13 protein-coding genes and 1 pseudogene are annotated in these 12,710 nt (G+C 54.0%); 8 read left to right on the top strand and 6 right to left on the bottom strand.

Going from position 1 to position 12,710, the window contains the following annotated elements:
• Nucleotides 1-107 precede the first annotated feature (107 nt).
• The gene (locus IRZ77_RS03395) at nt 108-317 is read left to right on the top strand and encodes a hypothetical protein (RefSeq protein WP_023663148.1); all 210 of its coding nucleotides are present in this window, start codon (nt 108-110) and stop codon (nt 315-317) included.
• Between the two features lie 213 nt (nt 318-530).
• On the opposite strand, the gene IRZ77_RS03390 is transcribed toward IRZ77_RS03395, so the two are convergent.
• A complete protein-coding gene (locus IRZ77_RS03390; protein ID WP_186600986.1) occupies nt 531-863 on the bottom strand; it encodes a DUF7693 family protein in 333 nt (110 codons plus the stop codon).
• Nucleotides 864-1,158: 295 nt separating this feature from the next.
• Between IRZ77_RS03390 and IRZ77_RS26860 the strand changes: the two are divergent.
• From IRZ77_RS26860 to IRZ77_RS03380, 3 genes and pseudogenes are all read left to right on the top strand, one after another.
• Nucleotides 1,159-1,484: pseudogene (locus IRZ77_RS26860) on the top strand (hypothetical protein).
• Nucleotides 1,484-2,662 (top strand): hypothetical protein, encoded by a 1,179-nt coding sequence (locus tag IRZ77_RS03385; protein ID WP_196172873.1) that lies wholly within the window; start codon nt 1,484-1,486, stop codon nt 2,660-2,662. Before IRZ77_RS26860 ends, IRZ77_RS03385 begins: the two are co-directional and overlap by 1 nt.
• Nucleotides 2,663-2,736: 74 nt before the next feature.
• Complete coding sequence (locus tag IRZ77_RS03380) at nt 2,737-3,105, top strand: histone-like nucleoid-structuring protein, MvaT/MvaU family (RefSeq protein ID WP_196172871.1); 369 nt, start codon at nt 2,737-2,739, stop codon at nt 3,103-3,105.
• 289 nt (nt 3,106-3,394) lie between these two features.
• On the opposite strand, the gene IRZ77_RS03375 is transcribed toward IRZ77_RS03380, so the two are convergent.
• Entirely contained in the window at nt 3,395-4,090 is a 696-nt protein-coding gene (locus IRZ77_RS03375) for a competence protein CoiA family protein (protein WP_328314286.1), read from the bottom strand.
• A 194-nt stretch (nt 4,091-4,284) separates the two neighbouring features.
• Here IRZ77_RS03375 and IRZ77_RS03370 point away from each other — a divergent pair, with 194 nt between their 5' ends.
• Complete coding sequence (locus IRZ77_RS03370) at nt 4,285-5,181, top strand: hypothetical protein (protein WP_196172867.1); 897 nt, start codon at nt 4,285-4,287, stop codon at nt 5,179-5,181.
• On the top strand, nt 5,178-6,863 hold the full coding sequence (locus IRZ77_RS03365) for a hypothetical protein (protein ID WP_196172865.1): 1,686 nt from the start codon (nt 5,178-5,180) through the stop codon (nt 6,861-6,863). Before IRZ77_RS03370 ends, IRZ77_RS03365 begins: the two co-directional genes overlap by 4 nt.
• Nucleotides 6,864-7,162: 299 nt before the next feature.
• On the opposite strand, the gene IRZ77_RS03360 is transcribed toward IRZ77_RS03365, so the two are convergent.
• Complete coding sequence (locus tag IRZ77_RS03360) at nt 7,163-7,357, bottom strand: hypothetical protein (RefSeq protein WP_196172863.1); 195 nt, start codon at nt 7,355-7,357, stop codon at nt 7,163-7,165.
• Nucleotides 7,358-7,710: 353 nt separating this feature from the next.
• On the bottom strand, nt 7,711-8,961 hold the full coding sequence (locus tag IRZ77_RS03355) for a hypothetical protein (RefSeq protein WP_196172861.1): 1,251 nt from the start codon (nt 8,959-8,961) through the stop codon (nt 7,711-7,713).
• Between the two features lie 335 nt (nt 8,962-9,296).
• Here IRZ77_RS03355 and IRZ77_RS03350 point away from each other — a divergent pair, with 335 nt between their 5' ends.
• Both IRZ77_RS03350 and IRZ77_RS03345 read left to right on the top strand, forming a co-directional pair.
• Nucleotides 9,297-9,914, top strand: coding sequence for a helix-turn-helix domain-containing protein (locus tag IRZ77_RS03350; RefSeq protein ID WP_041166944.1), 618 nt, complete (start codon nt 9,297-9,299; stop codon nt 9,912-9,914).
• The gene (locus tag IRZ77_RS03345) at nt 9,911-10,732 is read left to right on the top strand and encodes a ubiquinol-cytochrome C chaperone family protein (protein ID WP_100413907.1); all 822 of its coding nucleotides are present in this window, start codon (nt 9,911-9,913) and stop codon (nt 10,730-10,732) included. Before IRZ77_RS03350 ends, IRZ77_RS03345 begins: the two co-directional genes overlap by 4 nt.
• Before the next feature lie 114 nt (nt 10,733-10,846).
• Here IRZ77_RS03345 and IRZ77_RS03340 read toward each other — a convergent pair whose 3' ends face one another.
• On the bottom strand, nt 10,847-11,131 hold the full coding sequence (locus IRZ77_RS03340; RefSeq protein ID WP_196172859.1) for a hypothetical protein: 285 nt from the start codon (nt 11,129-11,131) through the stop codon (nt 10,847-10,849).
• 178 nt (nt 11,132-11,309) lie between these two features.
• Entirely contained in the window at nt 11,310-12,428 is a 1,119-nt protein-coding gene (locus tag IRZ77_RS03335; protein WP_196172857.1) for a ParA family protein, read from the bottom strand.
• Nucleotides 12,429-12,710 lie beyond the last annotated feature (282 nt).

Below are 12,710 nucleotides of genomic sequence, written 5' to 3'. Positions count from 1 at the left end.
TTGCGGTGCTCTCCTCAGCCTTCATGGAGCGCGAAGCCGTTACCGCAGAAGCTGACGTATTCGAGGCTATGATTCATGTAATCGTATAGGCCCTAGGAAATACCACGATGATGAAGGATCCCAATCGCGTCCTGCTTCCTGATCATCCGATGTACACCGATGCCGTGGAGGCTATGAAACGTTATCACCAGGCGCAAGCCGACGGTGTCAGCGGGGCGGAGCTCGAGCGCCTGCGGCTGTTGGCTGAGCATAGGTTTCAGGCCGTTACTGACTATCAGCTGCGCGCACTTGGCGGCCCATCCGAGACTAGTCACTAGTAAAAGCCACCTAACGCCGTAACACTTGGTCAAGGGGGGCCGCTTGGAAGGCCAAGTCGTTCTAGCGGCATGGGGTAATTTGAGAGGAGAAAAAGTGAGAAATCGTGGGCGTAGCGCGGCGGCGTGAAGGATGGAAGCCCGAAGGGCCGAGACGTCGCTAGGCGCTGGCTCGGTTCACGACAGCCGGGCCAGGGAGGGCACCCCCTCATTGCTCTACAGGGCTTTCAACATACGCTCCAGTGTCTGATGCTCCCAAGTCGATAACAGAGCAACCGGATCTGTCCGGTCACCAGGATCGAAATCCCAGCGCTGCCCATCCGGGCTAACGCACCGCTCGCAGTAATCCAGTTCGTCACAGTCGTTGTAGATCGTGATCCGCCATCCCTCTATATCCACTTCGAAGTGGCAGGCGTTAACCTGCTCCCAGGACTGGCTGCCAATCTTGGTCATTGTCCGGCGCCCGAACACCGCCTCTCGCAACACCTGGCTGACGTCCCGCGCCGTCAAAGCGCCTGACGGTACGTCGTGCTGGTTATGTTCAGTCATACGCTGCCAGTGACTCTCAGTGATCAGCCATCGATAATACCCTGTGTCAAAGAGGCTCCGGAAAACACGCAGGGTAGGGGAGTTTGGTGGATGTAGCGACAGGAAGAGGCAGGAGTACAAATGTGCTCCATGGCGCTAGTGAAAGCTGGCTTGCTCCGTCTCGTGCATGCAGCCGGCAGGTTGCGCTGCCTCCCACGAACGACAGTTCAGGCAATGTGGCGATCCGTCTTCTTCCGGTATGAAGCCTTTAAGTCATATCCGGTGTCCTTCATGTATCGCCCACGAGATCTGCGCTATGCATCCAACGACACCAGACGGACGCTATTTTGTTGTCAAAGGTCACTCTGGCGCTGCACGAACCCTTCGCTGACTGAGCAAGAGCGGCAACGCCTTGTGCATGACCTGATGGATGCTCGACGAGATGTCAAAGAGGCCAAGCGCGCTGACGATTTGAGGATGCTCAGTTCTGCGCGTGCGCGAGTGAATGCTGCCAAGGTAGAACTGGGCGAGCGGGGGCCCGTTTGGTGGGACGACGGCAGCCCGGACTACAATCGCTGTCGGATAGACCATTCGCCATACGCTGATTGGTACAACGCTTTGGATGCCACAAAGGGTGAGTAATGTACGTCGAAAAGACCTTCACTCCTCAACAGCTATTTGAAATGGTGTGGGAGCGACCTGTTCTCATCATCGCAAAGGAAATAGGTGTCTCGGATGTGGGCTTGTCGAAGGCCTGCCGCAAAGCGGGCATCACGTTGCCTACCCGAGGGCACTGGGCCAAGCCAATCTCAAAACGTCCACGTCGTCCAAAGCCCCCAGCCTCCACCACGCCAATCACGTTTCACGTTTTAAATGTCGAGAAGGCTGTAAGGCTGAAGCCAGAAAATGTAATCAAAGACCCTAGAATCTTGATCGTGCCAAAGGAGTTATCTGACCCTCATCCGTTGGTAAATAAATGGCTTGGTGCCGCGAGGAAGGCCAAGGAGCTCAACAGTGCAGTGGTATTGGACAAAAGCAAGGTATTGAACTCGCACATATCCCGGAATGAAGTGGATCGCTGCGCGCTTCTCTACGACAGCTTGATCAAAGCCAGTGAGTCGTTGGGGTACACCTGGGGTATTGGTAGTAACGGTAGCTTCGTGCGAGTCGACGGGGAAGAGTTACTGATCACAATCCAGGAACGCATAAAACGCTTCGATATTCCACCGCCCCCTCCCAGACCTACCAAGCCTGGACAGCGATGGGAGCCTAATTTTACAGCGATGAGGGCCGCTCGTTTTGGGTGGGAGCCCACTGGCGTATTTTCCCTCATCGTCGATGCACGATCCGAGGTTCTCATTCAAAAAACTTGGACTGACAGCAAGACAGGGAAGCTTGAGTTGAAGCTTGGTCAGATCCTGACAGGTTTCGTTCGTATTGCCGCCTCCGTGAAAGCCCAACGATTATCCGATGAAGCTAGTCGCCGCCGATGGGCAGAAGAGGAGCGGGTGCGCAAGGAGGTAATTGACCAGCAGCGTCGGTTAGACAAACTGCGTCAAAATCTGATGAAAAATCTAGAAAGCTGGGAGCGCGCTCAGCGGCTGCGAGCGTTCATCCAGGCGACAGTTGAAGGTTCGCCTCCGGACGAAGCAACTCAGATGGCATTAGCGATGTGGGTTAGCTGGGCTAGACAACAGGTTGAGCTGCTTGATCCATTAAAAGTAGATATCCCGAAAGTTATTGACCTATCCGTGGAATTATCGAGTTCAGGATACGGCTACTGGAGCAGCAGTAAGCAAGACGATGACTGGTGGCCATGAATTTTTCATTTGGTTTTGAACTTCAACTGCGCTAGTCTTCTCTTAAGACTATCTACACATTACGGAGTATGCACATGTCGCGTCTTGCAGAGTTTAGGCAGCTTGAGCAGAAATTGGCAGCCCAACTGGCTGAATTGGAAGCTATGAAGGGCAGCAGTGAGCTTCAGAAAGAGATCGAGTTTGAGACAAAACTGCGTGATCTGTTGAGTAAGTACGGCTTTAGCCTTCGTGACATCATCAACCTGCTCGATCCGCAGTCCGGTCGCCGCGCCGCTGCTCCTGCGGCTGTGGAAAAGGCGCCGCGTCGTACTCGTCAGGTGAAGCAGTACAAAAACCCACACAACGGGGAAATCATCGAGACTAAGGGCGGCAATCATAAGCTGCTGAAAGAGTGGAAAGCCCAGTACGGCGCCGATGAGGTTGAAGGCTGGGTAGCCAAGTAAGATCAAGGCTGGCCATCAAAAGCCCCTGAGAGCAGGGGCTTTTGGGCGAGGTTAGATTTCTTGCCCGGTGAGTTTGCTCGATGCACCTGCTGACACGCGTTACTGCAGCTGATCTGGACATGCTTTGGGTTCTGCGTCGACCTAACGAGTGTCGCCAATTTCTCATTCTTGAAGTAGCAAGTCTGACTGAGTTGATTGCGCTCCAGTCGAAAGCCTGCGTGGAGCGGATGAAGTTGGGGGCGCAATTATCCGGCGCATTTCTTTCAGGCTAATGGCTCCACTATGGCAGTCAAACCGACCATTGCAGACCATTCCAATGCACATCGTTATTGATGACATGTGCCAAGAACTCGAGGTGATTTAGGGCCAGCCCCGGGGAGACAATACTCATTTCTTTATCTGGCGTGAGGATCCCGAAGTAGAAGGCGGATGTTGTATTGATCATATGACCAAATGGCGGCATCTTGCGCTCAAATTCCTCTTTCCATCGCTTGTTCATGATCGACTTCATCAGCGATCTAGCTGCTTCCGGACGAACCAGCCAATAGCATTCCACCCCATACCGAGCGTAGCGCTCTTGCCGACGGACATAGTCGCGCAAGTGTTGGTACGATCGCTGGAGCTCGATTGCAATCTTTCGTTCTCCAATCTCAAAATAGATGTCTGCCTTCCACCGATCTTTAGCTGTACCGCCAGGCACCTCACTTCTAGGCTTCACTCCAAAAAACTTCAGGGCGCCGAAGACTAAATCCTTGCCTTCGATGTGCCAGACCGTTTCGGGAGCGGTGGCGCACTCGTCAGAATAATGCGCGAAGAACTGGAGACCATTGATGCTGGTTTTGAGCACCGCCCTGGCGTTGCAGCAGGCCATCTTGAATGCAAAAGCGTCAGTGAGGCTCCGGGCTTTCAGGCCTTCCCATTCCTCATGGCTGAATTCGCCAGCCCAGACGGGCTCCTCGTTACGATTTAATGCATCTGGAAGCACTGTTGATATCCTGTTCCGTGGAGCATTGGCGTAGCTGGGCATTCCAAGGTAGCGTGTGTCGTTCAATGAGGCGCTTGGCCACCATTAGAGGCCGTAGTTAGACAGTTTTGGGGAGTCGTCCTGGATCAGCGCACCGATCAATTCCGGGCAACCTACAGGCCTATTTGTGCTCTTATAACAGGAGATGAAGGCACATGGATATGATGAGGTTTCACGACCTTTATCTGCGTCTGTACACCGAAGACCTTCAGGCTAACGGCGAGGAATTGCTAGACCAGTTCTTTGCCCTATGGAGCGAGGCAGAGGAGAGCGGGATTGACCTCGACACCCTGAATGAAGAGGCCGACGACTGCTTCCATCGCATCGCCGAAACAAGGCTCTTTCCTCTGGCAGCTTGTAAATGGATCGGGGAGCTAGGGCGCGTGGGGATCAGCAAGCCATTGCTTCATCATGTCAGCGTCCGCTACCTGCAGCACCCAGAATTGCTGAGGTTTCAGTTGCCTGAGGGGCTGGAGCTATCCGCCTTAAGTGCAGCCAGCCGCATGTGCGTAATGAATGTGCCGGTGCCTGTGTCCCTCGGCTGGATTCTCAGTCTGAATGAAGATCTACCCACTAGCTCGCGGCTCACAAGCACAACCGCAAAGATTGTCGGTCACCTGACTACGGAGTATCCAGGCACATGCATGCGCCTTCTTAAGTCGGAAAACTCACCGTTCGCTCATTCACAGATCGCGCAGGACGCGTTGGAGCGACTTGTCGCTGCCGGTACCGCACTGGAAGACCTTCCTTATCTAACCGAGCTTGAGATGCCCCCTGCGATGGAGCGCAGCTTCCGATATTTACGCCGCAACGAAAGCCGCACGGTGACAGACCATGCGCATGAGCATTCGTTGTTCGGTACGGTCACAGCTCAGCACTTCAAATACGCATCCAGCATCGCCATGGAGTACGTGGCGAATGGCGAGGCTACCGACATGACAGTTCCCATGTTCACTCATGAGATGAGTCTTGAGTTGCCGCAAACCTGGATCGCCGACCCACTGCGCTACGCGCTGATGATGAACTCACTCTGGAACGGATCTGACGAATGAGCATCCAGCTAGTCCTCTCTCATTACCTATCAGGCCTACGCGAACGAGAAGAACTCGACGCGCTTCTGCCCGATCTACTGCTGGCCATGGGGCACTCGGTGGAAAGCCGCCCACAGGTGGGCGTCAATCAAGGCGGCGTAGACGTTCTGTCTACCCTTACCGACGCTGACGGAACAGTGGAAGCATTCCTGTACGTGATCAAATTTGGCAACGTAAGCCGGAATGACTTCTACAGTGGGCAGCAGGCTATCCAGCCCAGCGTTCGCCAGGCTGCCTCGGAATACATTCAGAATCGGTTGCCGGCGAACCTGCGCCAGTGCAAGAAAACGATCGTCGTGGTCTCCAACGGTGAGCTTAAGCAAGACGCACAGTCAGATTATGCCGCGCTCACCAAAGAGGTTTCGGAGATCAACCCGCTGTGCTCGCTGGATTTTTGGGGCATGGATCGACTAAGTCCGCTCATAGAGCAGCATTTGTTTGATGATGCCTTACTCCTAGAGAGGGGTAAATCGGATCTCAGAGCTGCCCTGGCGGGCCTGGAAGATACGCAAGCGTCCTTCAGTCGCTTCATCAGGTTTGTGGAGGACTGTGTAGCAGCACCTGAAGGGGCCGATGACGGTTCCGTGAACACCAGAAAAAAGCGCTTTCTCAAACGTGCTGCCGCAGCGGCAATGGGTTGGGCTGTGCTTCTGGTGTGGGGCCAGTCCGAAAATAATCAGAAGCCTGGTGTGCTCGCCGGCGAATACCTGCTGTTAAGACTGTGGAGCGAAGCGATAACGCTCGGCGTCCAGCAGGATAAACAGTTTCTCAGGCGCTTTGAGACCCTGGCGAGGCTTCACTTAAGCGCGCTCAACCGGTATTACGAACGGATATTCTCCTCACTCCTTAACCTTCGGAAGGTTCTTCGGTACCGCCCTGATCATGTGCTGTATATGGACTTGGTATGCGAGGAGCTTGGACGTTTGGGTACGGCCTTACTCCTGGCCCAGGCAATCGATGCCGACGAATCGGAGCGTGCATTACTTCATGTACAGCTGATCAGCTTCATGAGCGTACATCCAGCGTGTCAATTGCCTGTCTACGACGGTCAAGCTATCGACATGTCCCTCGCGATGGCCGCCTTGTTCGCAGAAGGCGATACAGCCAACACAAGGACGATCTTGGGCGAGTGCGTCGACCGATTCAGCGCGGCGCTCCGAAATAATCACTACATGCCCGTGGACACAGACGATATGGAAGACGCAATGGCGCTCCACACTGGCAAGGAAGGGCGTCACGGTCGCTTCTTTAAAACCACGACCTGGATACCGCTTTTGGGCACCGTCGCAGCAATGCTGGGCGACCGGGAAACCCTTCACAAGCTATCGAACCGCATCGTGCCCCAGCTCAAAGGGGTGACCATGGAGCGCTGGTACCCCCGTACGGGGTTGCAAACACTCACGGGCTCGAGAACGGTACTGAATACGGTTGGCGTATCCAGGGCCATTTCGGATTTTCGCGAAACGCCGGAGGAGGAGGTGATCGCATCGTTGCACCTGCCAACACACAGCGCGGCGGCGAATGAATTTGAGTGGAACAACACGCCATGGGATGTGCTGGTCGCTATCTCCGCCAGGATGCATCGTCATCCGCTGCCAACGTGGTATCTCCAGAAGTGCGCTACCAACCAGGCTATTCCCTGAGTCGACCAAAAAACTAGGAAAGTTGACGGGGGTAATCCAGGGGCGAGGGCCTGACTTGAGAAATCACTCAGACTCGAGGTGAGCTCTCAGCGCTTCCGCCAAGGTGAGGAGAGCATCCTCTAAACGACGGTCTTCCCGGGCGTCGCCCGATTGAGGGATGAATTGCTCGCAATGGCGGAGCAGGGCCTCGGCGTCATTTGTGTTCAAATCAAAAGCGATCATGTCGTGTTCTCTGCGTGTCGAAGGGAGCTATGATGCGTTGTGGGGGTCACCTGAGTCGTTCTCAGGGGGCGGGGCGATCAGGAGTCATCTGGATCAGCCTCCGGGATTTTGGCTGCTTGAAGTTTTGTAGCATGGCGCTTGAGCTTACCCGCTACTTCAAATGCCTTGTCGGCGGGATCTGGCGCCATGGTCACATAGTCGCTCTGTGCGAGCTCCAAAAACGCCTGCTCTACGGCTTTCTCTTTGGGGTTCCGGTCGATGAACGATTTCATGAATCTTCGAGTCCTGCGCTGACATAACGCGTATTATGCATGCAGGGTGACATCGCGAGGTGGCCGCGGTACGGAGCAGCGGAGCGACCTCGGGTCGGTGTTGGGTCTCTAGGGGGTCAGGTTTGATGCACGGAGGACTCAGGCGAGTGAACAAGCACATGTTCTCGATTTTGGAGCCGGGCAACCCGCTGATGACCCAGGCATTGGATGCGATGAGGCGCTACTACGAGGCTCAGGCTGCGAAGGCTTCTGAAGTCGAGCTTGGGGAGGCAGAGCAACTGCAAGTTTGCTTGCGAAACTTCCTTAAGGCTGCGTTGCAATGGAGGGCTAAGACCCTCCCTTTCGCAGTTCGGTTAGTATCGGTGGGGAGGGGCTACAGTAGATGAGTCCGTCTCGCTTACGTATCGATTAAAATAATCTTGAGCTGATGTGAACCACTTTCCGTACCAGCCTTCATAATTATCGGACATTGAATCTTTACGCCCATGATCGAAGATCTGTTCGAACCAGTGAACTCCAGCAGCCCTAGTAGCACTCATGAACAATGCCGGGTGTGTTTCTCCGGTGTGAAGGTCTGAAAATTCCTCAGTGCCGATCACACGGCCATAGATCCGCCCGCTGTAGTCGTTCGCAAGCTGCTTGAGCATTTCATAGATCTCTGGGATTTGGTGGTGGTCTCCCCACCACCCAGCAAAATTCAGGTCGAACGCGATGCTATAGATTTTCCAATTTTGTGCGTGCAGGTGCGCGAGTAATAAAAGCTGTTGAGTCTCGGCATTGACAAGCATATGCACCGATTTGGGGTCAGCATCTTTAAGTTTTTTCATCTGAGCCCAGTGATAGGTAGAAATGGTCTCGATCGGAAACATGCTGCCGGTGCCATGCATCAACCATTCTACGGAGACCCCGGTAGCCTCGCAGATGTTGGCAATCTCTGAATCGCTTACGTCGATCGTCTCAGACTCCAGATAGGCCAGTCGTTTCTCACTGACGTAGTCGATGAGTTCGATGAATCGGCTTGGGGGCATTGCCAGACTCGCCCGCACGATACCCACTCGCTTTCCGCAATCGTAAAATCGATTCTTGACTGGGTTCGGGATGGTCACCGTTGGCGGAGGAGTTTCCATGGCAATCTTTTTCCTCACCTCAGACAGTTCTTTGGCGCAAAAGGAGTCCGTTAATTCAGCGCTCTTGCTCGCAAGCTCGGCCAAACGATCCAAGAAGTAGATGGTCGCCGTCCAGCCATGTCGCTCACAAGCTTCACGATAAACAACCTCATCCGTGCTACCAGGCGCTGAGAGACAGATCACCACTTGATCTATAGTGTCTCGAATCGCGCAGTCTTCTCGTCTGAGCTTCTCAATGTCGTTCAGCACCTTGGCCTGGAGCCCCTTGATTTGGCCAGAACAAAGTACAGCGGTATAGCGACCATTAGGCTTATAGGCATAAAGATCGGCAGGGCCTTGGGTCACTCGACCTAACTGATTAAGCGTGTCGGTCAGGTGCTCGTAATCGTTAGAGACCGTTGGCAGCAGTCGTCTTACGAATTTTTCGAGCTCTGCACCTTCAAGCAGCCCAATCTTAATTTTCAATAGTTCGATCAAGTTAACTCCTACAAGTGGCAGTAGAGAATGGATGAAGCGGGGGGCGGTTCGCCAAGGGCGAACGAGCATGCTTCCGCGCCCCGAGGTAGTCAATCGAAGTCTTTTTCCCAACAAACAACATTGACCGAACGCGCTCATGACACTTGGGTATCGTGTTGGCTTTAATCGGCACCCCTCATGGGATGGATCAAGCGAGCGCTGTTGCTTGCTGGAAATTGCCCTCCTGTGAGGGCGATTTTTCATTTTTTCTCACATTGACCGAGTGAGAGGGCAATTACGACTGGACTCGGATCCGTAGATGGATATCATTGCGCCACCATAAGGGAAGTGGCTATATGACATCGCTCTCAACACCTACTCATGGAACCGAGATTCGCAAGAAGGCACAAAAGGGCCTGAGCACCAATCTACTGCGAGCAATGCAGGTCGCCGGCAGCCGCGAAGACGGCAAGCCTAAGAAACTCAGCCAACAACTTCTTTCTGATTCCTCAGGCGTAGCTCGCTCCACGATCAGCAAATACCTGACGCAAGAGTCTGAAGCGAATCCAGATCTGGAGACCCTTTGCCGGCTCGCGGCCTCGCTGAACATCTCGCCAGCGCTTTTGCTGATGACTGAGGATGACTGGCTGCATCTCGCGCATGGCTTGGTCACGGTAGCCCAGACCATCAACAACGAGCAGTTTGACGCGATGGCTCGTGAACTCGGGCAAGCGTCCCAGAGCAACCCCCTGAACCGAGCTAATGCTGTCCTGAAGATGGCGGAGCACATTGGGGTCAAACACCGCCATGAGTTCGACGTAGAGACACCAACCCAGCGCAGGGTGAAGCAGGGCATTTTGACGACTGCCGCGTTACCTATGCACCCCAAATTCCAAGACGGAATCTATGCCCAATTACTGCCGCTTTGCATCGTGATGGGCGCTCGAATAATCGACCAAGGAAATCAAGCATGAACCTGCAAGACGTAATCTCGACCACTGACATTGAAAAGCTTCTGGCTGTCTCCGATGTCGACGACATCAGCGCATTGGTGAACTACCTGACCGACAACGGTTCGGGTCGCCTGGCGCTGGATGGAGATGTCTGCAAGCGCCTGGTTGCGGCACGTGATGCCGGTCGATACTCAGCAGGGGATCGTGAGTTGATCGCTAAGGAAATTCGCCTGTTCGGCGGCAACTCCATCCTGAACCTGTTCCGTAAAGACGGTGTGCCTTATCAAGAAATCGTCGAAGACGTTGCCAAGCACCTTAAGGTCAATTTCGGCAAAGACCCTATCAACGTCATTGAGCAGGAAATCCTCGGGAAGATCCTGTCCCGGGCTTTTGAGCAGATGTCAGAAGAAGAGCGCAAGGTCATCCTGGATGAGCTGGGTGCAAGCAGTTTCTCAACCGCAGGGCCCGCTGCTGCCATTGCCACGATCTGCGCTGCGAAAGCGGGTGGATTCGCCACCTACAAACTCGCGGCCATCGTCGCAAACGCCATTGCAAAAGCCATCCTGGGCAAGGGGCTGTCCTTCGCCGTGACCGGTCAGATGATGCGGACAATCAGTGTCGCAATTGGCCCAATTGGCTGGGCTATCACTGCCCTCTGGACAGCTGCAGATCTGGCGAGTCCTGCCTACCGAGTAACCGTGCCTTGCGTGGTGCAACTCGCTTACATGCGCCAAAAAGCGATCATGGCTTTGAATGCAAAGACATGCGGTAACTGCAATGCCAGCATGGTTCAAAGCTCTCGATTTTGCTCTGAGTGCGGTACGCCTGCGGCGGCTTGATAGCGTCCAGGTTGCATTGCTGCGAACGGCCTGCGGGCCGTTTTTGCGTGATAGCACTGTCCTCTCTGACTTGAAGGGGCGCCCTTGGCTGAGCGTCCCTATACGTGACCGTCATCAGATATGCGCGAGAATCCAATCGCAAACGTCGCTATCTAACCACCCATAGTGATTTCCAATCGTTACTTTCGTGACGAAAAGGCGATCATTGTCGTCCAGCTTGCTTGCTAAGTCTTCATAGAGCCGCTCTGCAGTAGCGCTAGTGCTGAGCCAGCGGACAGAGTCGAGTGCACTGTCCTTGATATTTTTATAGCGTTCTAGGTGGCCAATAAATACCTTTCGGGCTTGTGCGTAGTTAGAACGTTCATTGTTCAGGTTCCATGTAACCAAGAAAACAGACATATATAACTCCTTGTTGTGCAGGCTGTGGCACAGGCGAGGGTGACCAGCGCCGCGGTATTAATCCACAGTGGGGTACAAGTGGTTGCAATTTCAGTGGTCGTAAAATTGGCGACGTAAACTTGTCAGTAGGCGTTCAGGCTGAATAATGGTTTTCGCTATGGTGCGTTCCGAGGAGGCGCTACAAGCGCCACTTGATAAGCTCTTCAGTAAGTCTGCGGATCTCGCGGGCAGCATGAGATTTCGGTGCATAATCTAACAACGAATCAAAGTAGTCGCACTCCTGTGGATTCGCTGGGTTCGTTTCATACATTTCGGTCGCTATGTCGTAAGCTTTGGTCAGCTCCGTATGCAGCAGCGGAAAATCGAGTGCATCAATTTTTTCCAGCAGGTGTTCACGCGCCTTGCAATTTCGATGCCTTGCGAATTGAAGCTGTTCGATCTGCGCCTCACTCAGTGTCATGTGGTCACACACAAACTCTTCCAGTTCAAAGCTCACCCCACCGACGTCATAGTTCGTCAGCAGACCAAAATATCCCGGCGTCGTCTTGCGGCATTTGATCTCGCGCAAGTCGGAAACGAACCTCTCGGCAGCACGTACGGACATGGTGCACTTCGTGTCGATGACAACGGCGACCACATCAGCAAAGCGGCGGATCAATTCGGTCGCACCATTCATATCGATGAGCACGTAATCGTAACGGGTGATCAACTCGCTGAGTTTCTCTGTTGCATGTTGCTTACGTTCCAGCGCACGTAGCTCTACCGCGTGGTGCGCGCGGTATAGTTCCTGCTCATGAGGCGGCAGACTGGCCAGGTGTTGACGCATGTCTTTACGCCGATGTTTCACAGCGTCGGTGAAAGTAATCAGGTCAAGCTCGTCATAGAAGTCGATTTTGCTGACCAGCGTGCCGGGAGCCGGTTGCTGCCCATCGTCGTGCGCGAAGCGATAGACAAGGTCATGCGTCACAATGGCAACCTTGAACCCTTTCTCCACCATGCTGGCAGCGACGTTGATGGTAATGGGCGTTTTGCCGACACCACCCTTGGCACTGGCGATAGACAAGACTTGGCCACGCGGGCTGTGCTCCATCTGCGTGACTGGTTCGGGGAGCCCTGAGCGGGCGAAGAAGCTCCAGAGCGCTGCAGCTTTCGGTGAGCGAGCCGTCTCGTTGTCTTCTTCAGTTTCCCAGCACCGCCAGGTACGAGGGTCAACCAGTGCAAAATTTGCTGCGCGGGTCACGCTCATCCCTGCTTTCGAACGGATCTTTTTGAGTAGCTTATGCTTCTTCGTTTTCATGCTGAATAACCTCCACGAGTGCAGTTAGCGCTGAAAGGTTACCTAAGGCCGCGCAGTAAAAATATCGGCGCTTTGCGCCGATCAAAATGTTGACTGCTCGGTCGACTTTATTGAGCGGCACGAGGGCTTGAGTTACCCCGTTTGTCGCTTGAAAAGTATGAGAGGCCACCAGACCTACGAAGCAAGCCAGGAGTTTTTGGGGCTTGAACGCCTGAGATTCAGTACGTGGGAGTGCAATGTGAGCCGATGTTTTTTGAAAGGGGCGCTTTCGCTTTGCGGCGA

The organism is Pseudomonas pudica (assembly GCF_015680405.1).
In the GTDB taxonomy this organism is placed as follows: domain Bacteria; phylum Pseudomonadota; class Gammaproteobacteria; order Pseudomonadales; family Pseudomonadaceae; genus Aquipseudomonas; species Aquipseudomonas pudica.
This window is presented reverse-complemented; position numbering and strand designations above follow the sequence as displayed.

Coding starts and splice junctions, on each gene's coding strand:
- IRZ77_RS03395 (WP_023663148.1), top strand. CDS start 108: ATGATGAAGGATCCCAATCGCGTCCTGCTTCCTGATCATCCGATGTAC.
- IRZ77_RS03390 (WP_186600986.1), bottom strand. CDS start 863: ATGACTGAACATAACCAGCACGACGTACCGTCAGGCGCTTTGACGGCG.
- IRZ77_RS03385 (WP_196172873.1), top strand. CDS start 1,484: ATGTACGTCGAAAAGACCTTCACTCCTCAACAGCTATTTGAAATGGTG.
- IRZ77_RS03380 (WP_196172871.1), top strand. CDS start 2,737: ATGTCGCGTCTTGCAGAGTTTAGGCAGCTTGAGCAGAAATTGGCAGCC.
- IRZ77_RS03370 (WP_196172867.1), top strand. CDS start 4,285: ATGGATATGATGAGGTTTCACGACCTTTATCTGCGTCTGTACACCGAA.
- IRZ77_RS03365 (WP_196172865.1), top strand. CDS start 5,178: ATGAGCATCCAGCTAGTCCTCTCTCATTACCTATCAGGCCTACGCGAA.
- IRZ77_RS03360 (WP_196172863.1), bottom strand. CDS start 7,357: ATGAAATCGTTCATCGACCGGAACCCCAAAGAGAAAGCCGTAGAGCAG.
- IRZ77_RS03350 (WP_041166944.1), top strand. CDS start 9,297: ATGACATCGCTCTCAACACCTACTCATGGAACCGAGATTCGCAAGAAG.
- IRZ77_RS03345 (WP_100413907.1), top strand. CDS start 9,911: ATGAACCTGCAAGACGTAATCTCGACCACTGACATTGAAAAGCTTCTG.
- IRZ77_RS03340 (WP_196172859.1), bottom strand. CDS start 11,131: ATGTCTGTTTTCTTGGTTACATGGAACCTGAACAATGAACGTTCTAAC.
- IRZ77_RS03335 (WP_196172857.1), bottom strand. CDS start 12,428: ATGAAAACGAAGAAGCATAAGCTACTCAAAAAGATCCGTTCGAAAGCA.